The following is a 21,985-nucleotide window of genomic DNA, read 5'->3' on the forward strand; positions in this document are numbered from 1 at the left end:
GGTTCAGCGGTCCCTCAGTACTTCCGGACCCCCAGGTGATCTCGCAGGTGTGGCCCGGAGTACTCGGTGCGGTGCAGTCCACGCCGCTGCAGCTCCGGCACGACCTGCTGCGTGAAGGCCTCGACCCCGGCGGGGAAGTGCGTCGGCACCGCGAGGAAGCCGTCGCACGCACCCGCCTCGGACCACTCCTGCATGGTGTCCGCGATCGTCTCGGGGGAGCCGATCATCTTCCGGTAGCTGCCCTCGGCAAAGTACCGCGCGGTCTCGATGGTCGAGAGCCCTTGGTCGCGTGACACGGCCATGATCGCCTCGCGGTGGGACTTGCCGGCGTTCGACTCGGGGAGCTCGGGCACCGGTGCGTCCGGGTCGAACGCGCGGAAGTCGACCCCGCCCGCGAGCGGCTTCAGGTTGCTGAGGGCCAGGTCGTCGGGGATGAGCGCCATCATCTCGTCGGCGAGCGCACGGGCATCGGCGTCGGTGGCCCCGACGATCGGGGTCATCCCGACCAGGATCTTGACGTGCTCCGGGTCGCGCCCGAACCGCTCGGCACGCTGCCGGATGTCGTCGCGGAAGGCCCGGCTCGCGTCCGGGTCGGACTGCAGCGTGAACACGACGTCGGCCGTCCGGGCGGCGAGTTCCCGTCCGGGCTCGGAGGCGCCGGCCTGGAACACGACGGGCCGACCCTGCGGACTCCGCCCCGTCGTCAACGGTCCCCGCACGCGGAAGTGCTCGCCCTCGTGCTGCAGGAACCGCATCTTCTCGACGTCGAAGTAGGTGCCGGACTCCTTGTCACGGACGATCGCGTCCGGTTCCCAGCCGTCCCAGAGCCCGGTGACGACGTCGACGAACTCGCTCGCCCGCTCGTACCGGGCGGCGTGCTGGACGTGTGCGTCGAGGCCGAAGTTCTGCGCCTCGTCCTCGTTGAACGACGTCACGAGGTTCCACCCGGCGCGGCCGCCGCTGATGTGGTCGAGCGTGGAGAACCGACGCGCGAGGTTGAAGGGGTCGTTGAAGGTCGTGGTCGAGGTCGCCGCGAGCCCCAGGTGCGTGGTCCGCATCGCCAGCGCCGGCAGGAGCATCGTCGGGTCGAAGTGGATCGAGCGGGGGTTCGCCGCGCCGTACACGTCACCCGCGAGGATGTCGTTGCTGCGGCGGACGGCCGCCTGGTCCTCGAAGAACAGGGCGTCGAGCTTCGCGGCCTCGGCGAGTTCGGCCGCGCGGACGTAGTGCTCGATCCCGAGGTCGAGCTCGGGGACGGCATCGGGCAGGCGCCAGGCACCGAGGTGGTAGCCGGGGAACAGGAACAGGGCGAGGTGGATCGGCTTCACGGGGTTCCTCTCGGAGGGACGGCAGGTGTGCGCGCTGGCCCGGTCCGGACGACGTCGGACGGGAGGCGCGGGGTGCGCGAGCGCGTCGGCGCACGTCCACGACGTGGCCGGTGCCCGGCGGGGGAGCGGCGGTTGTGCGGCGAACGGTCGCGTCTCGATCGTTCGACGGGGGCGCTCGGTCAGTGCCCGTGCGCGATCGCACCACGCGGCCAGCGGCGGGGCGAGTAGGCCGAGTCGTACGCGGTCATCGCTTCCCTCCCGGTGGGTTCCTGCGTGGTGCCCGGCGTCCACCGGTGTGCCTTCGACGGTACGGGCGGGGTGTTTCGGATGCGTTTCGACCGGGAAACACCCTCGAAACCAACCGGGGCTAGCGTCCTCGCCATGTCCGGACCAGTCCTCGCCCCGTTCCCCACCGAGCTCCGTGTCGGCGTGCCCGACTGGCTCCGGGACGAACAGGCCGCCCTGCCCGAAGCCCTGCCGACCCGGGCCGAGCGGTTCGCGCTGGTGACCGCCCTGGCCTCCCGGAACGTCGAGGAGGGCACCGGCGGCCCCTTCGCCGCGACCGTCGTCGACGAGGAGACCGGCGAGGTCGTCTCGATCGGCGTGAACCTCGTCCTGCACTCGAACGTGTCGTCGATGCACGCCGAGGTGGTCACCCTCGGACTGGCGCACGCACGCACCGGCTCGTGGAACCTCGGCCGCGACGTGGGCCGCCGCCGAGTCCTCGTCGTGAACGCCCAACCGTGCGTGATGTGCCTCGGCGCGCTGCTGTGGTCAGGGGTGTCCGCCGTGGAGTACGCCGCCGACTGCGCCACGGTCGAGCGGATCACGGGCTTCGACGAGGGCCCCGTGCCGGAGGACTGGCGGGAGCAGCTCATCGCCCGTGGCATCGCCGTCCACCAGGAGCACGGCGTCGGCGCCGAGGCCGCCCTGCACCGCTTCCGGGAGCTCGTCGACGCCGGCACCACCGCGCGGTACAACGGCGACGGCGCCTGACGGTCCGGGTCGGCGACCAGACTCCGGGCGCGTCAGCGCAGGACGCGTCGGGTCCGTCGCCACCACCACTTCACCCGTTGGGAGACGGTCACCACCCCGGTGCGCTGGTACTCGTGGAACTCCGCCACCGTGGCGCCGTTGTCCCAAGCCCAGAGCTCTTCGTCATCCGCATCGATCCCAGGTGCATCCGGCAGCGGTGGCAAGATCGGCATCAGTCCTCTTCTCCCTGTGGATTCGGGCGTCTCAAGTGGACGCGTCGTCGCAACGCGCTGGTGGCCAGCCGCTGGTCCTGCTTCGACCACCACGGTACGGATTCGAGTTCGCGCAGCACAGCTGTCGAGATGTCGTATGCCGCGCTGTCGGCGTGCTGCGCCACCGACCAGGTGAACCGCTTCCACGCGTGGTCCCGGTCGGCGGTTCGTCGGTTCTGGAACGCCCCGAACCAACTGACGACAGCAGCCGCCACGGCGGCGCCTGCGGCGATGAGTGCCGTGACCAGTGCTGTCTCCATGCCGAGCAGCCTGACGCCGTGGACGCGAGCCCGCGCCGGAGGTGAGCCGATCTGTGGAGGACGAGCCGCGCCTCCAGGCTGTGGAGGAGGGACCGGCGGCGACTCAGGCCGGGGGAGCAGACTGCACCCGTGCCCAACCCGCCCCGCCTGAGCGACCTGTCCGGCGCTCCCGACGCCCCGGTCGGAACCCTCCGGACCCGCGGTCGTCGCTTCGCCGAACTCCTCGCGATCGCCCGCCGTCACGAACTCCTCCCGTTCCGTCGGCTCGACTTCTCCCACGACCCCGCGACCTCCGAACTGCGCGCGAAGCAGGCCGACCACCTGCGACGTGCCCTCGAAGAGGCAGGCGGCGGGTTCGTGAAGATGGGCCAGCTGCTCTCCACGCGCGACGACCTGCTGCCGGACGAGTGGACCGAGGGCCTCGCGCACCTGCAGCGGAACGTCCGTCCGGCGCCTCCCGAGGACGTCGCAGCGCTGCTCGAACGCGAACTGGGCGCCCCGGTGGACCAGGTGTTCCGCTCGTTCGACCCGGTTCCGGTCGCTGCAGCGTCGATCGCGCAGGTCCACCGCGCACGGCTGCAGGACGGCACCGAAGTGGCGGTGAAGGTGCAGCGTCCGGGCATCGACCAGGCAGTCCGTCGCGACGTCGACATCGCGCTCCGGGTGGTGCGCTTCATGGCCCGGTGGTCGGCCGAGGCACGCCAGGTCGGCGTGCAGGACGTCGCCGCCCAGTACGCGGCCGATCTGGTGTGTCAGGTCGACTTCAGCGCCGAACTCCGGAACCTGGCGGCACTGCGTGCGGCCCAGGCTCGGAGCGCCCGTCCGGACGAGGTGGTCTTCCCGACGCCGCACGAGGAACTGTCCGGCCGCCGGGTGCTCGTGATGGAGTTCCTCCAGGGCGACACGCTGAGCGCCCTCCGCGCCGCGCGGTCCGATCGCGACCTCGACGAGCCGATGCGTGCCATCCTGCGGGCGTTCCTCCGGCAGGTGGTGTTCGACGGGATCTACCACGCGGACATGCACCCCGGGAACGTCATCCTGCTGCCCGACGGGCGCCCGGCGCTCATCGACTTCGGGTCGGTCGGGCGGCTCGACCCCGGGCTCCGCGACATCGTGCAGGAGCTGCTCGCGGCGTACCTGCAGGACGACACCTCGCGGATCGCCGACGCCGTCCTCCGGATGGCACCGGTCCGCGACGCCCAGGACGAACCGGACTTCCGCCGCGACATCGCGCGGTTCGTCGCGGACGAGCTCGGCCCCGGTGCCCGGATCGGCGTCGAGACCGTGGACGACGCGGTCGAGGTGTTCGGGCGCTACCGGCTGAAGGCGCCGCCGGACTTCGTCGCGGCCGCCCGGGCGCTCGCGATCTTCGAGGGCACGCTCCGGACCCTCGCGCCGTCGTTCGACCTGCTCGAGGAGTCCCGAGGACTCGCCCGCGACCAGATCCGCGACCAGCTGAGCCCGGGGAAGCTCCGCGACGTCGCCGTCCGCGAACTGTTCGGCGCGGTGACGGCTGCGCGACGGCTCCCGCGCCGGGTGGACCGCATCGGCGAGGCGATCGAGAGCGGCAAGCTCTCGGTCAACATCCGGCTGTTCTCGGACCGCCGTGACCGCCAGACGCTCAACGGCGTGATCCGACGCGTGCTCCTGGTGCTGCTCGGGTCCGGCGCGGGGATCCTGGCGATCGTCTACCTGTCGCTGCCGGCACGCCCCACCGCGGTGCTCTCCACCGGAGTTGCTGGCGCGCTGCTCGGCGGAGCGGCGGTGGTGCTGCTGGCGTGGGCGGCGATCGACGCAGCGCTGGCGCGGAAGCGCGAGTGAGCGCGTCCGCTACACTCGTCCGTGGCCCGAGCGGCCCGGAGACGGGACGCGAGCGGCCCCGGACGTAGCCCGAGGTGCCCCGAGACGGGACCCGAGCGGCGCCGGACAGGGCCCGAGCGGCCCGAGACGGGTCCCGAGCGGCCCGCAGACATTCACAACACACGACCGAACGGGACATCGAAGACTCATGGCCAGTACCACTGACATCAAGAACGGCGCCGTTCTCATCATCGACGGGCAGCTCTGGTCGGTCGTCGAGTTCCAGCACGTCAAGCCGGGCAAGGGCGGCGCCTTCGTGCGCACCAAGCTCAAGAACGTCGTGTCGGGCAAGGTCGTCGACCGCACCTTCAACGCTGGTGCGAAGATCGAGACCGCGACGGTCGACCGTCGTGACTACCAGTACCTCTACGAGGACGGCGACTCGTACGTCTTCATGGACACCGACACCTACGACCAGATCCCGGTCCCCGCGACGGTCGTCGGCGACGCGAAGAACTTCCTCCTCGAGTCCGCGATGGTCACCATCGCCATCAACGAGGGCACGCCGCTCTACATCGAGCTCCCGACGTCGATCGTCACCGAGATCGAGACCGAGCCGGGTCTGCAGGGTGACCGCTCCTCCGGCGGCACCAAGCCCGCGACGATCAAGGCCACCGGCTACCAGATCCAGGTCCCGCTGTACCTCGAGACCGACACCGTGGTGAAGATCGACACGCGTGACGGCAGCTTCCTCGGCCGCGTCAACTCCTAGGCGCTGACCGTATGAGTGCTCGTTCGAAGGCCCGCAAGCGCGCCCTCGACATGCTGTACGTGGCAGAGGTGCGGGAACTCCCGATCTCGGACGTCCTCGCCACGGAGACGGTCCGACACCTGGACCAGCCGGAGCGTGCCTCCAGCTGGGACTACGCGCGCCAGATCGTCACCGGCGTGGACGACGACCGCGCGGAGCTCGACAAGGTCATCGTCGAGCACGCGCAGGGCTGGTCGATCGCCCGGATGCCCGTACTCGACCGCTGCATCCTGCGGATGGGCGTGTGGGAGCTCCGGTACAACCCGGAGGTCCCCGACGCCGTCGCCATCGCCGAGGCCGTCGAGCTCGCCCAGTCGCTCTCGACCGAGGAATCGGCCGGGTTCGTCAACGGCGTGCTCGGAGCCGTCGCCGGCGGTCGTGCACCGTCCGGTCGGACGGTCGCAGGGGACCAGGAGTCCCGGTAGGGTTGACCACGTCAGCATCCTTTAAGTCCGTCCGGTGAGGCGGGGAAGGAGGTCGGCGTGGGTACCAGAACGGTCCTGCAGCACTCCGACATCACGCGTGCTCTGACACGCATCGCGCACGAGATCCTCGAGGCCAACCACGGCGCCTCGGACCTCGTGCTCCTGGGCATCCCGACACGGGGTGCCGTCCTGGCCGAGCGACTCGGCCGCGTCCTGGCGGACATCGAGCCCGAGTGGGCGGCGGACAGCGCGCAGCGCGTCGGCACCCTCGACGTCACGATGCACCGCGACGACCTCGGGCACGGCATCGGCCGGGCGCCGCAGCGCACCACGATCCCGACGAGCGGCATCGACGGCAAGGTCGTCGTGCTCGTCGACGACGTGCTGTACTCCGGCCGGACCGTCCGGGCGGCGCTCGACGCGCTGCAGGGCATCGGTCGGCCGCGGGCGGTCCGGCTCGCCGTGCTGGTCGACCGGGGACACCGTGAGCTCCCGATCCGCGCGGACCACGTGGGCAAGAACCTGCCGACGGCGTCCGACGAGCGGGTCACGCTCCGGCTGACCGAGACCGACGGCGCCGACGAGGTCGTCATCGAACAGCCCGAGCCGGCCGACCAGCAGCCGGGCAGCCAGCTGCCGGGCAGCCAGCAGCCGGGCAGCCAACACCCGCGCAGCCAGCAGCCGGGCAGGCAACACCCGGGCAGCCAGCAGCCGGGCCGCCAACACCCGGGCAGCCAGCAGCCGGGCAGCCAGCAGGGAGGCGTCGCGTGAAGCACCTCCTCTCCACCGCCGACCTCTCCCGCGCCGAGGCCATCCACATCCTCGACGTCGCCGAGGAGATGGCCGAGGTCAACTCCCGCGAGGTCCGCAAGCTCCCGGCCCTCCGCGGCAAGACCGTCGTGAACCTCTTCTTCGAGGACTCCACGCGCACCCGCATCTCGTTCGAGGCCGCCGCGAAGCGCCTCTCCGCCGACGTCCTCAACTTCGCCGCGAAGGGGTCGAGCGTCTCGAAGGGCGAGTCCCTCAAGGACACCGTGCAGACCCTCGGCGCGATGGGCATCGACGGGATCGTGATGCGGCACGGCGCGTCCGGCGCCCCGCGGGTCCTCGCCGACGCCGACTGGATCGACGTCCCGGTCGTGAACGCGGGCGACGGCACGCACGAGCACCCGACCCAGGCCCTGCTCGACGCCTTCACGATGCGCCGACGCCTGCACGGTGACGCCAGCCGCGGGAAGGCGCTCGACGGCGTCCGAGTCCTCATCGTGGGCGACGTCCTGCACAGCCGCGTCGCCCGGAGCAACGCCTGGCTGCTGCAGACCCTCGGCGCGAGCGTGACCTTCGCGGCCCCGCCGACCCTCCTGCCGGTGTCGAGCACCCCGTTCGGTGCAGCGGTGCACCACGACCTCGACGCGGCCCTCGCCGAGGACCCCGACGTCGTGATGACCCTGCGGATCCAGCAGGAGCGGATGAACGACGCGTTCTTCCCGAACCCCCGTGAGTACACGCGCCACTGGGGGCTGACGGCGGCCCGGTTCGGCCGGCTCGCCGAACGGACGCTCATCATGCACCCGGGGCCGATGAACCGGGGGCTCGAGATCGCCGGCGTCGCCGCCGACGACCCGCGCTCGACGGTCGTCGAGCAGGTCGAGAACGGCGTCTCGGTCCGGATGGCCGTCCTCTACCTGGCCCTGACCGGCAACGAAGCGAAGGAGTCCGTCGCATGACCGCTCACCTCATCCGTGGCGCGCAGCTGGTCGACGGCTCGCGTGCCGACATCCGCCTGGAGGGACGACGCATCGCCGCGGTCGGGTCCGGTCTCGACACGGCCGGTGCCACGGTCGTCGATGCGGACGGTCTGATCGCCCTCCCCGGTCTCGTGGACCTCCACACCCACCTCCGCGAGCCCGGTCACGAAGAGTCGGAGACCGTCCTCACCGGCTCGCGTGCCGCGGCCGCCGGCGGCTTCACCGCGGTGAACGCGATGGCGAACTCCTCCCCGGTGGCGGACACCGCCGGCGTGGTCGAGCAGGTGCAGGCGCTCGGTGACGACGCGGGCTACGTCACGGTGCGCCCGATCGGTGCGGTGTCGCAGGGGCTGCAGGGCACGCACCTGTCCGAGATCGGGGCGATGGCGACCTCGCGGGCGAAGGTCCGGGTCTTCTCGGACGACGGGTCGTGCGTCGCGGACCCGCTGCTGATGCGCCGGGCGCTCGAGTACATCAAGGGCTTCGGTGGGGTGCTCGCGCAGCACGCCCAGGAACCGCGGCTGACCATCGGTGCGCAGATGAACGAGGGTCGGCTGTCGTCCGAGCTCGGACTCGCGGGCTGGCCGGCCGTCGCCGAAGAGGCGATCATCGCCCGTGACGTCCTGCTCGCCGACCACGTCGGGGCCCGGCTGCACGTCTGCCACGTCTCGACCGCGGGCAGCGTCGAGGTGATCCGCTGGGCGAAGTCCCGTGGCATCGACGTCACCGCCGAGGTCACCCCGCACCACCTCGTCCTCACCGAGGACCTGATCGCCGGGCGCGACGGCGCCGCCGGGTACGACGCCCGGTACAAGGTGAACCCGCCGCTGCGCTCCCGTGAGGACGTCGACGCCCTCCGCGCCGCCCTCGCCGACGGCACCATCGACATCGTCGCGACCGACCACGCCCCGCACACCGCCGAGGCGAAGTGCTGCGAGTGGCCCGCGGCCGCGAACGGCATGGTCGGGCTGGAGTCGGCGCTGAGCGTCGTGCAGGCCGCGGTGGTCGAGAGCGGGCAGCTCGACTGGGCCGACGTCGCGCGGGTGCTCTCCGAGGCGCCGGCACGGATCGGGCAGGTCGAGGGCCACGGCCAGCGGATCGCCGAGGGTGCGCCGGCCGAGATCACCCTCTACGACCCCGCCGCCAGCCGCGAGTTCTCGGTCGGTGACCTCGCCGGGCAGTCCCAGAACTCGCCGTACCTCGGCATGCGGCTCCCCGGCCGCGTCGTCGCGACGTTCCACCACGGCGCCGCCACGGTCCTCGACGGCACGCTCGTCGATGCCGAGACGGTCGCCGCGCACGCCCGCGCCACCCGGATCGGGGCGACCGCATGAGCGGCGACACGCTCCGCTGGACCGAAGGGGCGATCATCCTCGCCCTGGTCGTCCTGCTGTTCGTCGCCATGGCGCGCACCTGGCGGACGCGGGTCAGGAAGCAGGCGGAAGCCGTGCCTCCAGTCAGCGTCCCGGCCGACCTGTCACCGGCGGCCGGGTCGTGGGACGGCTTCACCGTCGCGACGACCCGCGCCGACCAGCCGCTCGAACGGATCACGGCGGGCGGACTCGGGTTCCGGGGTCGCGGCGGTGTGACCGTCCACGACACCGGTGTGGTCCTGCACCTCGCGGGGACGCCCGACCGGTGGATCGAGGCCGACGCCGTCCGCGGCGCCGACCGCGCCACGTGGGCCATCGACCGTGTGGTCGAGCCCGGGGGACTGGTCCGTCTGCGATGGACGGCGACCGGCGCCGCAGGTGCGACGGACCTCGACACCTACTTCCGGTTCCCGGAGGGCGACGCAGCAGCACTCGTCGCCCTGCAGGGACTGTCGACGAAGCACAACCACCCGCACACCGCGGGCGAAGGGACGAACTGATGACACGCGAACGGGCCGTACTGGTCCTCGAAGACGGCACCCGGTACGACGGCTGGGCCTACGGCGCCCGTGGGCGCACGCTCGGCGAGGTGGTCTTCGCGACCGGCATGACCGGCTACCAGGAGACCCTCACCGACCCCTCCTACGCCGGGCAGATCGTGGTGCAGACCGCGCCGCACATCGGCAACACCGGGGTGAACGACGAGGACCCCGAGTCCCGTCGCATCTGGGTGGCCGGGTACGTCGTGCGCGACCCCAGCCGCGTGGTGTCGAACCACCGCGCGAACGCCTCGCTCGACGAGCACCTCGTCCGGGACGGCATCGTGGGGATCTCCGGCATCGACACCCGGGCGCTCACCCGCCGGATCCGCGACGCCGGTGCCATGAAGGGCGGCGTGTTCAGCGGCGAGGACGCGGCGCTGTCCGCCGAGTCGCAGCTGGACGCGGTCCGGTCGCAGGCCACGATGGCCGGGGCGAGCTTCTCGGCGGTCGTGTCCACCCCGGAGACCTACGTGGTGCCGGCGGTCGGCGAGCAGATCGGCACGCTGGCCGTGCTCGACCTCGGCGTGAAGGCCTCGACGACGCGCTACCTCGCCGCCCGCGGCTTCGAGGTGCACGTCGTGCCGCAGGACATCACCGCGGCGGAGCTCGAAGCACTCGGCCCCGACGCGCTCTTCTACTCGAACGGCCCCGGCGACCCGGCGGCGTCGGACGCCCAGGTGGCGCTGCTGCAGGACAGCCTGAAGACCGGTCGCCCGTTCTTCGGCATCTGCTTCGGCAACCAGCTGCTCGGCCGCGCCCTCGGCTTCGGCACCTACAAGCTGCCCTTCGGCCACCGCGGCATCAACCAGCCGGTGCTCGACACCACGACCGGCAAGGTCGAGATCACGAGCCAGAACCACGGTTTCGCGGTCGACGCGCCGCTCGGTGAGGTCATCGAGTCGCCGGCCGGGTTCGGCCGGGTCGAGGTCTCGCACTACTCGCTCAACGACAACGTGGTCGAGGGCCTCCGCGCCCTCGACGTGCCGGCGTTCAGCGTGCAGTACCACCCCGAGGCCGCCGCCGGTCCGCACGACAGCATGTACCTGTTCGACCGCTTCGCCGACCTCGTGCGTGCCAGGCGCGACGGGACGCCCCTCGACGCGGCGACCGCCGACGCCACCACCCCGGCAGCAGACCCGACGACCGGCAGCTCCCAGGCCGACGTCACGACGAACGAAAGCAGCAACTGATGCCGAAGCGCCAAGACATCAACTCCGTCCTCGTCATCGGCTCCGGTCCGATCGTCATCGGGCAGGCCGCCGAGTTCGACTACTCCGGCACCCAGGCGTGCCGCGTCCTCCGTGCCGAGGGCGTCCGCGTGATCCTCGTCAACCCGAACCCGGCGACGATCATGACCGACCCGGACTTCGCCGACGCGACCTACATCGAGCCGATCACGAGCGCGTCGCTCGAGGAGATCATCAAGATCGAGCAGCCGGACGCCGTGCTGCCGACCCTCGGTGGGCAGACCGCGCTGAACGCCGCCATCAAGCTCGACGCCGAGGGCATCCTCGACAAGTACGGTGTGGAGCTCATCGGCGCCAAGGTCGACGCGATCCAGCGCGGTGAGGACCGCCAGCTCTTCAAGGAGCTCGTGCTCGAGTCCGGAGCCGACGTGGCCCGCAGCCACATCGCGCACACCCTCGAGGAGGCGAAGGGCTTCGCCGAGGACCTCGGCTACCCGCTCGTCGTCCGGCCGTCCTTCACCATGGGTGGCCTCGGCTCCGGCTTCGCGTACAACGAAGAGGAACTCGTCCGCTTCGTCGGCGACGGCCTGCAGTCCAGCCCGACGACCGAGGTCCTCCTCGAGGAGTCGATCCTCGGCTGGAAGGAGTACGAGCTCGAGCTGATGCGCGACAACTACGACAACACCGTCGTGATCTGCTCCATCGAGAACGTCGACCCGGTCGGCGTCCACACCGGCGACTCGATCACCGTCGCCCCCGCGCTGACGCTGACCGACCGCGAGTACCAGAACATGCGGAACATCGGCATCGACATCATCCGCCGCGTCGGCGTCGACACCGGTGGCTGCAACATCCAGTTCGCCGTCGACCCGTCGAACGGGCGCGTCATCGTCATCGAGATGAACCCGCGTGTCTCGCGCTCGAGCGCGCTGGCGTCGAAGGCGACGGGCTTCCCGATCGCCAAGATCGCCGCGAAGCTCGCGATCGGGTACCGCCTCGACGAGATCGAGAACGACATCACCCGCGTGACGCCGGCCAGCTTCGAGCCCACGCTCGACTACGTCGTCGTGAAGACCCCGCGCTTCGCGTTCGAGAAGTTCCCGGCGGCGGACGCCACCCTCACCACGACGATGAAGAGCGTCGGCGAGGCGATGGCGATCGGCCGCAACTACGCGACCGCGCTGCAGAAGTCGCTCCGCAGCCTCGAGAAGCGCGGGTCGAGCTTCCACTGGGATGTCCCGGCTGCCGAGCTCGACAAGGCCGCCCTGCTCGAGAAGTCCTCGATCCCCACCGACGGGCGCATCGTCACGGTGCAGCAGGCACTCGTCGCCGGCGCCACCGCCGAGGAGGTCTTCGAGGCCACCAAGATCGACCCGTGGTTCATCGACCAGATCGTCCTCATCAACGAGGTCGCCGACGAGGTCAAGAACGCGGAGACGCTCGACGCGGACACCCTGCGGTGGGCGAAGGAGCACGGTTTCAGCGACGTGCAGATCGCGTCGCTGCGCAGCACCGACGCAAAGCCGTTCAGTGAGCAGGACGCGCGCGACGCACGGCACGCACTGGGCATCCGGCCGGTCTTCAAGACGGTCGACACCTGCGCGGGTGAGTTCCCGGCCCTGACGCCGTACCACTACTCGTCGTACGACGCCGAGACCGAGGTCGTCCCGAGCGACCGCAAGAAGGTCGTCATCCTCGGCTCCGGTCCGAACCGCATCGGGCAGGGCGTCGAGTTCGACTACTCCTGCGTGCACGCGTCCTTCGCGCTGAGCGCCGCCGGGTTCGAGACGATCATGATCAACTGCAACCCCGAGACCGTGTCGACCGACTACGACACCTCGGACCGGCTCTACTTCGAGCCGCTCACGACCGAGGACGTCCTCGAGGTCATCGAGGCCGAGGCGGCGTCCGGCGAGCTCGTCGGCGTGGTCGTGCAGCTCGGTGGTCAGACGGCACTCGGGCTCGCGAAGCCGCTCGAGGCGGCCGGGATCCCGATCCTCGGCACCAGCCCGGCGGCGATCGACTCCGCCGAGGAGCGCGGCCAGTTCTCCGCGATCCTCGACCAGGCGGGCCTCCTCGCCCCGCGGAACGGCACGGCCCACGACCTCGCCAGCGCGACCGCGGTGGCCGAGGAGATCGGCTACCCGGTCCTCGTCCGCCCGTCCTTCGTGCTCGGCGGCCGCGGCATGGAGATCGTCTACGACACCGCCACCCTCGCCGACTACTTCGACCGGATGGCCGACCAGGCGATCATCGGGCCGGAGCTCCCGCTGCTCGTCGACCGGTTCCTCGACGACGCCGTGGAGATCGACGTCGACGCGCTGTACGACGGCGAGCGGCTCTACATCGGCGGCATCATGGAGCACCTCGAAGAGGCCGGCATCCACTCCGGCGACTCCGCGTGCACCCTGCCCCCGGTCGGCCTCGGCCGGGCGGAGATCCAGGGCGTCGTCGACGCGACCGAGAAGATCGCCCGCGGCATCGGCGTGCAGGGGCTCCTCAACGTGCAGTTCGCGATCGGCGCCGGCGTGCTCTACGTGCTCGAGGCGAACCCCCGCGCCAGCCGCACGGTCCCGTTCGTCTCCAAGGCGCTCGGCATCCCGCTCGCCAAGGCCGCGTCCCGCATCATGACCGGCACCACGATCGCCGCGCTCGTCGACGAGGGGCTCCTGCCCGCCCGCGACGGTGCGTTCGTCCCGATGCAGTCGCCCATCGCGGTCAAGGAAGCCGTCCTGCCCTTCCGCCGGTTCCGGACCCGCGACGGCCAGGTCGTCGACTCGGTGCTCAGCCCCGAGATGCGCTCCACCGGCGAGGTCATGGGCATCGACCGCGACTTCCCGCGTGCGTTCCTCAAGTCGCAGGAAGCCGCGTACGGCGGCCTGCCGACGAGCGGCACCGTGTTCGTGAGCGTCGCCGACACCGACAAGCGCCAGGTCGTGCTGCCGGTGCACCGCCTGCAGCAGCTCGGCTTCACGATCACCGCGACCGAGGGCACCGCCGAGGTGCTCCAGCGCAACGGCATCGAGGTCACGCTCGTCGGCAAGTACAGCGAGGGTGGCGAGAGCGTCGTCGACCTGCTGGCGCGCAACGAGGTCGACATCGTGATCAACACCCCGTCGGGTGCCGCCGGTCGTGCGGACGGGTACGAGATCCGTGCGGCGACGGTCGCGGCGGACAAGCCGCTGTTCACGACGATCGCGCAGCTCGGGGCGGCGGTCGCGGCGATCGAGACGATCGGTTCGCCGCACACCGTGCGGAGCCTGCAGGACTACGCGCTCGAGCGCGCGACCTGGTGACGGCTGCCAGCGTGGGGACGTCCCAGCCCGGAGGCACCGCCTCCTTCGGCGTCCGGCTCGCCGCCGCCATCGGGTCCCGTTCAGCCCTCTGCGTCGGCATCGACCCCCACGCCGCCACGCTGGCGGCGTGGGGGCTCGGCCGCGACGAGGCCGGCCTGACGGTCTTCGGTGCGACCCTCGTCGACGCCGCCGCCGGCCGGGCCGCGATCGTGAAGCCGCAGATCGCCTTCTTCGAGGCGGCCGGGGTGGCGGGCTACCGTGCGCTCGACGCGACCATCCGTCGTGCACGCGATGCGGGCCTCCTGGTCGTCGCCGACGTGAAGCGGGGCGACATCGGCACGACGGGGGACGACTACGCGCTCGCGTGGCTGGACCGTGACGGGCCGTTCGCGGCCGACGCCATGACGGTCTCGCCGTACCTCGGCTACGGGTCGCTCGCGGGGACCGTCGAGGTCGCGCGCCGGAACGGCGCCGGGGTCTTCGTGCTCGCGGCGACGAGCAACCCGGAGGCCCGGGTCCTGCAGACCGCGGTCCTCGCCGAGGGCCCGTGGGCCGGACGGTCCGTGGCTGCCGGTATCGTCTTGGACGTGGCAGACGACAACCGGGCCGGCGGCGACCAGCCCCTCGGTGACGTCGGGCTCGTGCTCGGCGCCACCCTCGACCTCGACGACTTCGGCATCGACGCGGACACGATCGGCTCCGCGCCGGTCCTCGCTCCGGGCTTCGGTGCCCAGGGCGCCCGCATCGAGGACCTCCGTTCCCTGTACGGCGTACGCGCCGAGCAGGTCCTCGTGAGCGAGTCCCGCGGGCTGCTGACCGACGGACCGGACGGGGTCGCCGCGCTCGTCGCCGACCGGGCGGACCGCATCCGCACCGCACTGGGAGCGGCCGCATGACGTCCGACCGCGACGACCTGCCCGCCCACCGGAACCCGCCGGAGGTCGACCGGGTCGCCGCCGCGCAGGCAGCGGTGGCGGCCCGCCGTGCCCGCGCCGCGGTGAAGGCCGCGATCGCGTCGGGGGAGCGCTCCGCGCTCGACGTCGCCCGGACCGCGTGGTCCGACGCCGATGCCCCGGCCGAGAAGTCCCTGCGGGTCCGTGACCTGCTGACGAGCCTGCCCGGCATCGGCCCGGCTCGTGCCGAATCGATCATGGGCGACCTGCGCATCGCGCCGTCGAAGCGCCTCGGCGGCCTCGGCACCCGGCAGCGTTCCGAGCTGGCGGACTGGCTCGCGGCCCGCGGCCGGAAGCGCGGCACCTCGAAGCTCGTCGTCCTCGCCGGCCCGACCGCGGTCGGCAAGGGCACCGTCAGCGCGTACATCCGCGAGCAGTACCCGGACGTCAACCTCAGCGTCTCCGCGACGACCCGGAAGCCCCGCCCGGGCGAGGTCGACGGCGTGCACTACTTCTTCGTGGACGACGACGAGTTCGACCGGATGATCCGCGACCGCGAACTCCTCGAGTGGGCGACCGTGCACAACTCGTACCGGTACGGCACCCCGCGCCCGCCGATCGACCGCGCGCTCGACGCCGGCGACAAGGTGATGCTCGAGATCGACCTGCAGGGTGCCCGGCAGGTCCGCGACGCCATGCCCGAGGCCGTCCTGGTGTTCCTGCTGCCGCCCTCGTGGGAGGAACTCGTCCGTCGGCTCATCGGCCGCGGCACGGAATCGGCCGAGGAACAGGCTCGCCGGCTCGACACCGCCAAGGTCGAACTGGCCGCGCAGGACGAGTTCGACGTGCGGATCGTGAACTCCGATGTCGGCACCGCGGCACGCGAGGTCGTAGACTTGTTCTCTGCGCCCTGACGGGCGCTCCGTTCGTTCCGTCGACAGGAGACACCATGGCCAACCCCCAGGGCATCATCGACCCGCCCATCGACGACCTGCTCGCCAAGGTGGAGTCGAAGTACGCGCTCGTCATCTTCGCCTCGAAGCGCGCGCGTCAGATCAACGACTACTACGCCGACCTGCACGAGGGTTCGCTGTTCGACAACGTCGGCCCGCTGGTCGACTCGACGATCGACGACAAGCCGCTGTCCGTCGCGCTGCACGAGATCAACGAGGACAAGCTCACGGTCACCAAGCAGCAGCAGCCCTCCGACTGACCCCGGTGACTGCAGCTGCTCTGCGCCTCTTCACGTCCGAGTCGGTGACGGAGGGGCACCCCGACAAGATCTGCGACCAGATCTCGGACACGATCCTCGACGCGCTGCTCGAGGTCGACCCGCACGCACGCGTCGCCGTCGAGACGATGGTCACCACGGGGCTCGTGCACGTCGCGGGCGAGGTCACGACCTCCGGCTACGTCGAGATCCCGAAGCTCGTCCGTGACGTCATCACGGGCATCGGCTACAACTCGTCCGAGGTGTCGTTCGACGGGCACACCTGCGGCGTCGAGGTCTCCATCGGCGCGCAGTCGCCGGACATCGCCCAGGGTGTGGACGAGTCGCTCGACGCCCGCTCCGGTGCCGGCGTCGACCCGCTCGACCGTCAGGGCGCGGGCGACCAGGGCATCATGTTCGGCTTCGCGACGAACGAGACCCCCGAGTACATGCCGGTCGCCATCTGGCTGGCGCACCGCCTGGCCGAGCGTCTGGCCGAGGTCCGCAAGTCCGGCGAGCTGACCTTCCTGCGGCCCGACGGCAAGACCCAGGTCACCGTCGGGTACGACGGCGTCGTGCCGAAGACCGTCGAGACCGTCGTGCTCTCGACGCAGCACTCGCCGAGCGTGACGCTCGACGAGCTCACCGCGGCGATCACCGAGCACGTCATCCGACCGGTCCTCGACCTGGTCGACCTCGACTCGTCGCACGTCGACGTCATCGTGAACCCGACCGGCCGCTTCGAGATCGGCGGCCCCCAGGGCGACGCCGGGCTCACCGGTCGCAAGGTGATCGTCGACACCTACGGCGGGGCCTCCCGTCACGGTGGCGGTGCGTTCAGCGGCAAGGACCCGTCGAAGGTCGACCGTTCGGCGGCGTACGCCCTCCGCTGGGTCGCGAAGAACGCGGTCGCCGCGGGCCTCGCCGACCGTCTCGAGGTCCAGGTCGCCTACGCGATCGGCCGTGCGAAGCCGGTCGGGCTGTACGTGGAGACCTTCGGGACCGGCCACGTCGACGACGCCACGATCGAAGCGGCGATCCGCCAGGTGTTCGACCTGCGTCCGGCCGCGATCATCCGCGATCTCGACCTGCTCAAGCCGCGCTACGCCAAGACCGCGACGTACGGCCACTTCGGCCGCGAGCTCCCCGGGTTCACCTGGGAAGCGCTCGACCGCGTCGAGGAACTCCGCGCCGCCGCAGGACTCGTCGCCGCCGCCGTCTAGGCACCGCGTGACCACCGTCGCGCGCGTCGTCCTCGACTCGCCGCTCCCGCAGTTGGACCGTCTGTTCGACTACCGGGTGCCGGCCGAGCTCGAGGACGACTGCGTGCCCGGGGTGCGCGTGAAGGTCCCGCTGCGGACCGGTGCGCGGATGTCCGACGCGTACGTCGTCGAGATCGTCGACGAGGGCGACTACCCGGGCGAACTCAGCGCGATCGAGACGGTCGTCTCGCCGATGCCGGTCCTCGCGCCGGAGATCTGGACGCTGGCCCGCGCCGTCGCCGACCGTGCGGCGGGCGTCGCCTCCGACGTGCTGCGCCTCGCCGTCCCGACCCGCCAGGTCCGCGCCGAGAAGGCCTGGCTGGCCCGTGACACGACGTGGTCGCCTCCGCCGGTGACCGCTCCGCCCGTCACGGGCTACGCCGAGGGCGTCCTGGAGGCACTGGTCGCCGACCACGGGCGTGCTGCGGTCGCCGCCGTCCCCCACCCGGTCGCGCTCGGGGACGGCGACGACGCCGTCTGGGTGCCGGGGTGGGCGGCGACGCTCGCCCAGGCTGCGGCACACGCGATCGCAGCCGAGCAGTCCGCGGTCGTGGCCGTGCCCGACTTCCGCGACGTCATGGACCTCGAGCGCGCCCTGCTCGCGGTGCTGCCCCCGGAGCGGGTCGTCCGGTTCGACGCCAAGCAGACGAACGGGCAGCGCGCGAAGGCCCTGCTGCAGGCGCGCACCCACGCGGTGGTCGCGATCGGCAACCGCACGGCGGTGTACGCGCCGGCGGCCGAACTCGGGCTCATCGCGACGTGGGACGACGGCGACGCCTCGTTCATCGAACCCCGGGCCCCGTACGTGCACACCCGCGACGTCGCCCTGGTCCGGGCCGCCCAGTCCGGCGCAGCGCTGCTGTTCGTCTCGCACGCGCGGAGCACCGACGTCCAGCGGCTCGTCGAGCTGCGCTGGCTCGACGAGGTCACGCCGTTCCGCGCGAAGGCCCCGAAGGTCATCCCGACGATCCAGCAGACGGGGGCCGAGGGCTTCGCCGCCCAGGCCCGGATCCCGAGCTCGGCGTGGCGTGCGGCGCGCGAGGCCAGCCAGCACGGCCCGGTCCTCGTGCAGGTCGCCAGCCCGGGGTTCGGCACCGGCATGGTCTGTGCCGAGTGCGGGGAGCGTGCCCACTGCCGGATCTGCGGCGGTCCGCTCGGCAGCCCGCACCGGGGCGCGACGCCCCAGTGCCGGTTCTGCGGCGCCCTCGCCGTCGGCTTCCGCTGCCCGACCTGCGGGAACGGCACCGTGAAGCCGGTCGGACAGGGGGCGCAGCGCACCGCCGACGAACTCGGCCGGGCCTTCCCGGGCACCCGCATCGTCGTCGCCGACGGGTCCCGGCCCCTCGACGAGGTCCCGGCCCGACCCTCCGTCGTCGTCGCCACACGCGGCGCCGAGCCCTCGGTGCCCGGCGGGTACGCGTGCGTGCTCCTCCTCGACGGGGAGCGGATGCTCGCCCGCGAAGGACTCCGCGTGCAGGAGGACGTCCTGCGCTTCTGGACGAACGCCGCCGCGAAGGGTGCCCCCGGAGCGGAGACGTACCTGGTGGGCATCGGCGGCAAGCTGGCCACGGCGATGGCGCTGTGGCGGCTCGACGGTCCGGCGCACGACGAACTCGCCGACCGCCGTGAGCTGCACTTCCCGCCGGCCGTGCGGGTCGCGACCCTCACCGGGACGGACGAGGCCGTGACCGCCGCGGTCGAAGCGCTCGAGGGTGCGACGGCCGGTCCGGTGCTCGGCCCGGTGCCGGTCGAGGGCGATGCCGTCCCCGGAACCGTCCGGGCGATCGTGCGGTTCCCGTACGCGCACGGCGCCGAGGTGGCGGCGACGCTCAAGGCCGAGGTCATCCGGCGCTCGTCGACCCGGCGGGTGCTGCCCGGGGGCAACCGACGGCGAGCGGCGCCGTCGCTCCGGGTGCGTCTCGACGACGCGGAGCCGTTCAGCGAGGTCTGACCGGGCCGCGCTTCCGGGGACGCCTCGTGCGTGGCGGGCGCGCGCCGTGCCTCCAGGCCGCAACTCCCCGCGTGTGCATCTTCCGACGTTCCACCTGTCGATCGCCGCGTGGGATGTCGGAACATGCGCACGCACTGGCTGCGTGTGCATCTTTCGACGTTCCACCTGTCGATCGCTGCGTGGGATGTCGGAACATGCGCACGCACCGCACCGCACGCGCCGCGCACGCGCCCGCCGCCCCGTGCACACGACGTGCACGGCCGCGCGCCCGCACCTGTGCCAGGCTGGTCGACGGCGGTCACGAGCCGCCACCACTGACACATCACGCACGACGAGGTGACGCGGATGACGCCGATGAGGGCGCTGTACAAACCGGACACTGCTCCGGGACTGACCATGACGGAACGGCCGGTGCCGGTCCCGACCGATGACGAAGTCCTCATCCGGGTGCTCCGCACCGGGATCTGCGGGACCGACCTGCACATCCGGCGGTGGGACGCCTGGGCCGCCTCGGCCGTGACCACCCCGCTCATCCCCGGGCACGAGTTCTTCGGCGAGGTCGCCGAGGTCGGGTCCGCCGTCCGCGACGTCGCCGTGGGGGACCGGGTGTCGGGCGAGGGGCACATCGTCTGCGGGACCTGCCGCAACTGCCGAGCGGGCCGACGGCAGATGTGCATCCGGACCACCGGGCTCGGGGTGCAGCGGGACGGGGCGTTCGCCGAGTACCTGACGCTGCCCGGCGCCAACGTGTGGGTGCACCACACCGACGTCGACCCGGATGTGGGCGCGCTGTTCGACCCGCTCGGCAACGCGGTGCACACCGCGCTCACGTTCCCGCTCGTCGGCGAGGACGTGCTCGTCACGGGCTGCGGTCCGATCGGGCTCATGGCGATCGCCGTCGCTCGGCACGCCGGCGCCCGGTTCGTCGTGGGGACCGACGTCAGCGCGAACCGGCTCGCCCTCGCGGAGACGATGGGGGCGGACCTCGGTGTGGACGTCGGCGGGGACGGGGACCCGATCCGTGCGGCCCAGGCGCAGCTCGGGATGCGCGAGGGATTCGACGTCGGGTTCGAGATGTCCGGTGCGCCGAGCGCCCTGCCCGCGATGGTCGAGAACATGAACCACGGCGGACGGATCGCGATGCTCGGCCTCCCGACGGGCGAGATCGCCGTCGACTGGGGCAAGGTCGTCACGCACATGCTCACGGTCAAGGGGATCTACGGCCGCGAGATGTTCGAGACCTGGCAGACCATGAGCGGGGTGCTGCAGACCAGCCAGGTGCTGCGCGACCGCATCGGTTCGATCGTCTCGGCGCGGTTCGCCGCCCGCGACTGGGAGGCAGCGTTCGCCGCGGCGGCGAGCGCGGACGGCGGCAAGGTCGTCATCGACTGGACGGAGATCTGATGTACGGCGCGATCAAGGACCACCTGACGGCGGAGCTCGCGGGCATCGAGTCCGCGGGACTGACCAAGCACGAACGTGGCATCGCCGGACCGCAGCGTGCCGCGATCGAGGCGGACGGCGCAGAGCTCCTCAACTTCTGCGCGAACAACTACCTCGGGCTCGCCGACTCCACCGACCTGGTCGACGCGGCGAAGGCCGCCCTCGACCGCTGGGGCTACGGGATGGCGAGCGTGCGGTTCATCTGCGGCACGCAGGACCTGCACCTCGACCTCGAACGTCGGGTCTCCGGGTTCCTCGGTACCGAGGCCACGATCCTCTACTCGTCGTGCTTCGACGCGAACGGCGGCCTCTTCGAGGTGCTGCTCGGCGCCGAGGACGCGATCATCTCCGACGAGCTGAACCACGCGTCGATCATCGACGGCGTGCGGCTGTCGAAGGCGCAGCGGTTCCGGTACCGGAACCGGGACGTGTCGGACCTGGAGGCGCAACTCGCCGCCGCCTCGTCGGCCCGGTTCCGTGCGGTGGTCACCGACGGCGTCTTCTCGATGGACGGCTCGATCGCGCCGCTCGCCGAGATCTGCGACCTCGCCGAGCGCTACGACGCGCTCGTCATCGTGGACGATTCGCACGCGGTGGGCTTCGTCGGGGAGCACGGCCGCGGGACGCCCGAGCTGTGCGGGGTCGCGGACCGTGTCGACGTGTACACGGGGACGTTCGGCAAGGCGCTCGGCGGTGCGTCGGGCGGGTACGTGTCGAGCCGCCGGGAGATCGTCGACCTGCTCCGGCAGCGGTCGCGTCCGTACCTGTTCTCGAACTCGCTCGCGCCGGTCATCGCCGCGGGCACGGTGGCTGCCCTCGACCTCATCGAACGCTCCGACGAGGCGCGTGCGCGGCTGGGTCGGAACGCCGCGCTGTTCCGGTCGCTGATGACCGAGGCCGGGTTCGACCTGCTGCCGGGCGAGCACCCGATCGTCCCGGTGATGTTCCACGACGCGGCGCTGACCGCCCGGATCGCCGACGAGATGCAGGCGCGGGGGATCTACGTCACGGCGTTCAGCTACCCGGTGGTACCGAAGGGGAAGGCGCGGATCCGGGTGCAGCTCTCCGCGGCGCACACCGAGGAGCAGGTCCGCCGGTGCGTGGACGCGTTCGTGGCGTCCCGCGCTGCTGCCGTCTGACGGCGACGGTGCCCGGGGCGCACGATGAAGCCGGCACCGCGCGCGACGAAGCCCCGCCCGGTACGCCGGG

At 71.7% G+C, this 21,985-nt stretch carries 19 protein-coding genes and 1 pseudogene; 17 read left to right on the plus strand and 3 right to left on the minus strand.

Annotated features, from left to right (window positions below):
* Nucleotides 1–14: 14 nt before the first annotated feature.
* A complete protein-coding gene (locus BLT36_RS14520) occupies nucleotides 15–1,328 on the minus strand; it encodes an LLM class flavin-dependent oxidoreductase (RefSeq protein ID WP_092096206.1) in 1,314 nt (437 codons plus the stop codon).
* Between the two features lie 381 nt (nucleotides 1,329–1,709).
* Between BLT36_RS14520 and BLT36_RS14525 the strand changes: the two genes are divergently transcribed.
* Nucleotides 1,710–2,324 (plus strand): tRNA-specific adenosine deaminase, encoded by a 615-nt coding sequence (locus BLT36_RS14525; protein WP_175529660.1) that lies wholly within the window; start codon nucleotides 1,710–1,712, stop codon nucleotides 2,322–2,324.
* Nucleotides 2,325–2,356: 32 nt separating this feature from the next.
* Here BLT36_RS14525 and BLT36_RS14530 read toward each other — a convergent pair whose 3' ends face one another.
* Both BLT36_RS14530 and BLT36_RS18455 read right to left on the minus strand, forming a co-directional pair.
* Nucleotides 2,357–2,536: a hypothetical protein gene (locus tag BLT36_RS14530; protein ID WP_092096209.1), complete on the minus strand. Its 180-nt coding sequence runs from the start codon at nucleotides 2,534–2,536 to the stop codon at nucleotides 2,357–2,359.
* The gene (locus tag BLT36_RS18455; RefSeq protein WP_139166485.1) at nucleotides 2,536–2,835 is read right to left on the minus strand and encodes a hypothetical protein; all 300 of its coding nucleotides are present in this window, start codon (nucleotides 2,833–2,835) and stop codon (nucleotides 2,536–2,538) included. Before BLT36_RS18455 ends, BLT36_RS14530 begins: the two co-directional genes overlap by 1 nt.
* A 129-nt stretch (nucleotides 2,836–2,964) precedes the next feature.
* Between BLT36_RS18455 and BLT36_RS14535 the strand changes: the two genes are divergently transcribed.
* From BLT36_RS14535 to BLT36_RS14610, 16 genes and pseudogenes are all read left to right on the plus strand, one after another.
* On the plus strand, nucleotides 2,965–4,656 hold the full coding sequence (locus BLT36_RS14535) for an ABC1 kinase family protein (RefSeq protein WP_092096210.1): 1,692 nt from the start codon (nucleotides 2,965–2,967) through the stop codon (nucleotides 4,654–4,656).
* Between the two features lie 187 nt (nucleotides 4,657–4,843).
* The gene (gene efp, locus BLT36_RS14540) at nucleotides 4,844–5,407 is read left to right on the plus strand and encodes an elongation factor P (protein ID WP_092096212.1); all 564 of its coding nucleotides are present in this window, start codon (nucleotides 4,844–4,846) and stop codon (nucleotides 5,405–5,407) included.
* Nucleotides 5,408–5,418: 11 nt separating this feature from the next.
* Nucleotides 5,419–5,871 carry a transcription antitermination factor NusB gene (nusB, locus tag BLT36_RS14545; protein ID WP_092096213.1) on the plus strand — a complete coding sequence of 151 codons (453 nt, stop codon included), beginning with the start codon at nucleotides 5,419–5,421 and terminating at the stop codon, nucleotides 5,869–5,871.
* Between the two features lie 57 nt (nucleotides 5,872–5,928).
* Nucleotides 5,929–6,471, plus strand: a pseudogene (gene pyrR / locus BLT36_RS14550) (bifunctional pyr operon transcriptional regulator/uracil phosphoribosyltransferase PyrR); the annotation flags it as partial.
* A 167-nt stretch (nucleotides 6,472–6,638) separates the two neighbouring features.
* Nucleotides 6,639–7,598: an aspartate carbamoyltransferase catalytic subunit gene (locus BLT36_RS14555; RefSeq protein WP_092096216.1), complete on the plus strand. Its 960-nt coding sequence runs from the start codon at nucleotides 6,639–6,641 to the stop codon at nucleotides 7,596–7,598.
* On the plus strand, nucleotides 7,595–8,953 hold the full coding sequence (locus BLT36_RS14560) for a dihydroorotase (protein WP_092096218.1): 1,359 nt from the start codon (nucleotides 7,595–7,597) through the stop codon (nucleotides 8,951–8,953). The genes BLT36_RS14555 and BLT36_RS14560 overlap by 4 nt, the downstream gene beginning before the upstream one ends.
* Entirely contained in the window at nucleotides 8,950–9,492 is a 543-nt protein-coding gene (locus BLT36_RS14565) for a PH-like domain-containing protein (protein WP_092096219.1), read from the plus strand. The genes BLT36_RS14560 and BLT36_RS14565 overlap by 4 nt, the downstream gene beginning before the upstream one ends.
* Nucleotides 9,492–10,724, plus strand: coding sequence for a glutamine-hydrolyzing carbamoyl-phosphate synthase small subunit (carA, locus tag BLT36_RS14570; protein ID WP_092096221.1), 1,233 nt, complete (start codon nucleotides 9,492–9,494; stop codon nucleotides 10,722–10,724). Before BLT36_RS14565 ends, carA begins: the two co-directional genes overlap by 1 nt.
* Nucleotides 10,724–14,017 carry a carbamoyl-phosphate synthase large subunit gene (gene carB / locus BLT36_RS14575; protein ID WP_092096222.1) on the plus strand — a complete coding sequence of 1,098 codons (3,294 nt, stop codon included), beginning with the start codon at nucleotides 10,724–10,726 and terminating at the stop codon, nucleotides 14,015–14,017. Before carA ends, carB begins: the two co-directional genes overlap by 1 nt.
* Nucleotides 14,018–14,028: 11 nt before the next feature.
* A complete protein-coding gene (gene pyrF, locus BLT36_RS14580; RefSeq protein WP_254787677.1) occupies nucleotides 14,029–14,913 on the plus strand; it encodes an orotidine-5'-phosphate decarboxylase in 885 nt (294 codons plus the stop codon).
* Nucleotides 14,910–15,824: a guanylate kinase gene (gene gmk, locus BLT36_RS14585; RefSeq protein WP_092096225.1), complete on the plus strand. Its 915-nt coding sequence runs from the start codon at nucleotides 14,910–14,912 to the stop codon at nucleotides 15,822–15,824. The genes pyrF and gmk overlap by 4 nt, the downstream gene beginning before the upstream one ends.
* 35 nt (nucleotides 15,825–15,859) lie before the next feature.
* Complete coding sequence (gene rpoZ / locus BLT36_RS14590; RefSeq protein WP_065959155.1) at nucleotides 15,860–16,123, plus strand: DNA-directed RNA polymerase subunit omega; 264 nt, start codon at nucleotides 15,860–15,862, stop codon at nucleotides 16,121–16,123.
* 5 nt (nucleotides 16,124–16,128) lie between these two features.
* Entirely contained in the window at nucleotides 16,129–17,343 is a 1,215-nt protein-coding gene (gene metK / locus BLT36_RS14595; protein ID WP_092096227.1) for a methionine adenosyltransferase, read from the plus strand.
* A 7-nt stretch (nucleotides 17,344–17,350) separates the two neighbouring features.
* Nucleotides 17,351–19,333: a primosomal protein N' family DNA-binding protein gene (locus BLT36_RS14600; protein WP_092096228.1), complete on the plus strand. Its 1,983-nt coding sequence runs from the start codon at nucleotides 17,351–17,353 to the stop codon at nucleotides 19,331–19,333.
* 354 nt (nucleotides 19,334–19,687) lie between these two features.
* Entirely contained in the window at nucleotides 19,688–20,737 is a 1,050-nt protein-coding gene (tdh, locus tag BLT36_RS14605) for an L-threonine 3-dehydrogenase (RefSeq protein WP_092096540.1), read from the plus strand.
* Nucleotides 20,737–21,915, plus strand: coding sequence for a glycine C-acetyltransferase (locus BLT36_RS14610; protein WP_092096230.1), 1,179 nt, complete (start codon nucleotides 20,737–20,739; stop codon nucleotides 21,913–21,915). Before tdh ends, BLT36_RS14610 begins: the two co-directional genes overlap by 1 nt.
* The last annotated feature ends 70 nt before the right edge of the window (nucleotides 21,916–21,985 follow it).

The organism is Curtobacterium sp. UNCCL20 (assembly GCF_900101675.1).
Lineage (GTDB): Bacteria > Actinomycetota > Actinomycetes > Actinomycetales > Microbacteriaceae > Curtobacterium.

What these genes read in the sequence shown, in the direction of transcription:
- carA (WP_092096221.1), top strand. Translation starts at nt 9,492, where the DNA reads ATGACACGCGAACGGGCCGTACTGGTCCTCGAAGACGGCACCCGGTAC.
- BLT36_RS14525 (WP_175529660.1), top strand. Translation starts at nt 1,710, where the DNA reads ATGTCCGGACCAGTCCTCGCCCCGTTCCCCACCGAGCTCCGTGTCGGC.
- tdh (WP_092096540.1), top strand. Translation starts at nt 19,688, where the DNA reads ATGAGGGCGCTGTACAAACCGGACACTGCTCCGGGACTGACCATGACG.
- carB (WP_092096222.1), top strand. Translation starts at nt 10,724, where the DNA reads ATGCCGAAGCGCCAAGACATCAACTCCGTCCTCGTCATCGGCTCCGGT.
- BLT36_RS14560 (WP_092096218.1), top strand. Translation starts at nt 7,595, where the DNA reads ATGACCGCTCACCTCATCCGTGGCGCGCAGCTGGTCGACGGCTCGCGT.
- gmk (WP_092096225.1), top strand. Translation starts at nt 14,910, where the DNA reads ATGACGTCCGACCGCGACGACCTGCCCGCCCACCGGAACCCGCCGGAG.
- BLT36_RS18455 (WP_139166485.1), bottom strand. Translation starts at nt 2,835, where the DNA reads ATGGAGACAGCACTGGTCACGGCACTCATCGCCGCAGGCGCCGCCGTG.
- BLT36_RS14565 (WP_092096219.1), top strand. Translation starts at nt 8,950, where the DNA reads ATGAGCGGCGACACGCTCCGCTGGACCGAAGGGGCGATCATCCTCGCC.
- rpoZ (WP_065959155.1), top strand. Translation starts at nt 15,860, where the DNA reads ATGGCCAACCCCCAGGGCATCATCGACCCGCCCATCGACGACCTGCTC.
- nusB (WP_092096213.1), top strand. Translation starts at nt 5,419, where the DNA reads ATGAGTGCTCGTTCGAAGGCCCGCAAGCGCGCCCTCGACATGCTGTAC.
- BLT36_RS14610 (WP_092096230.1), top strand. Translation starts at nt 20,737, where the DNA reads ATGTACGGCGCGATCAAGGACCACCTGACGGCGGAGCTCGCGGGCATC.
- BLT36_RS14530 (WP_092096209.1), bottom strand. Translation starts at nt 2,536, where the DNA reads ATGCCGATCTTGCCACCGCTGCCGGATGCACCTGGGATCGATGCGGAT.
- efp (WP_092096212.1), top strand. Translation starts at nt 4,844, where the DNA reads ATGGCCAGTACCACTGACATCAAGAACGGCGCCGTTCTCATCATCGAC.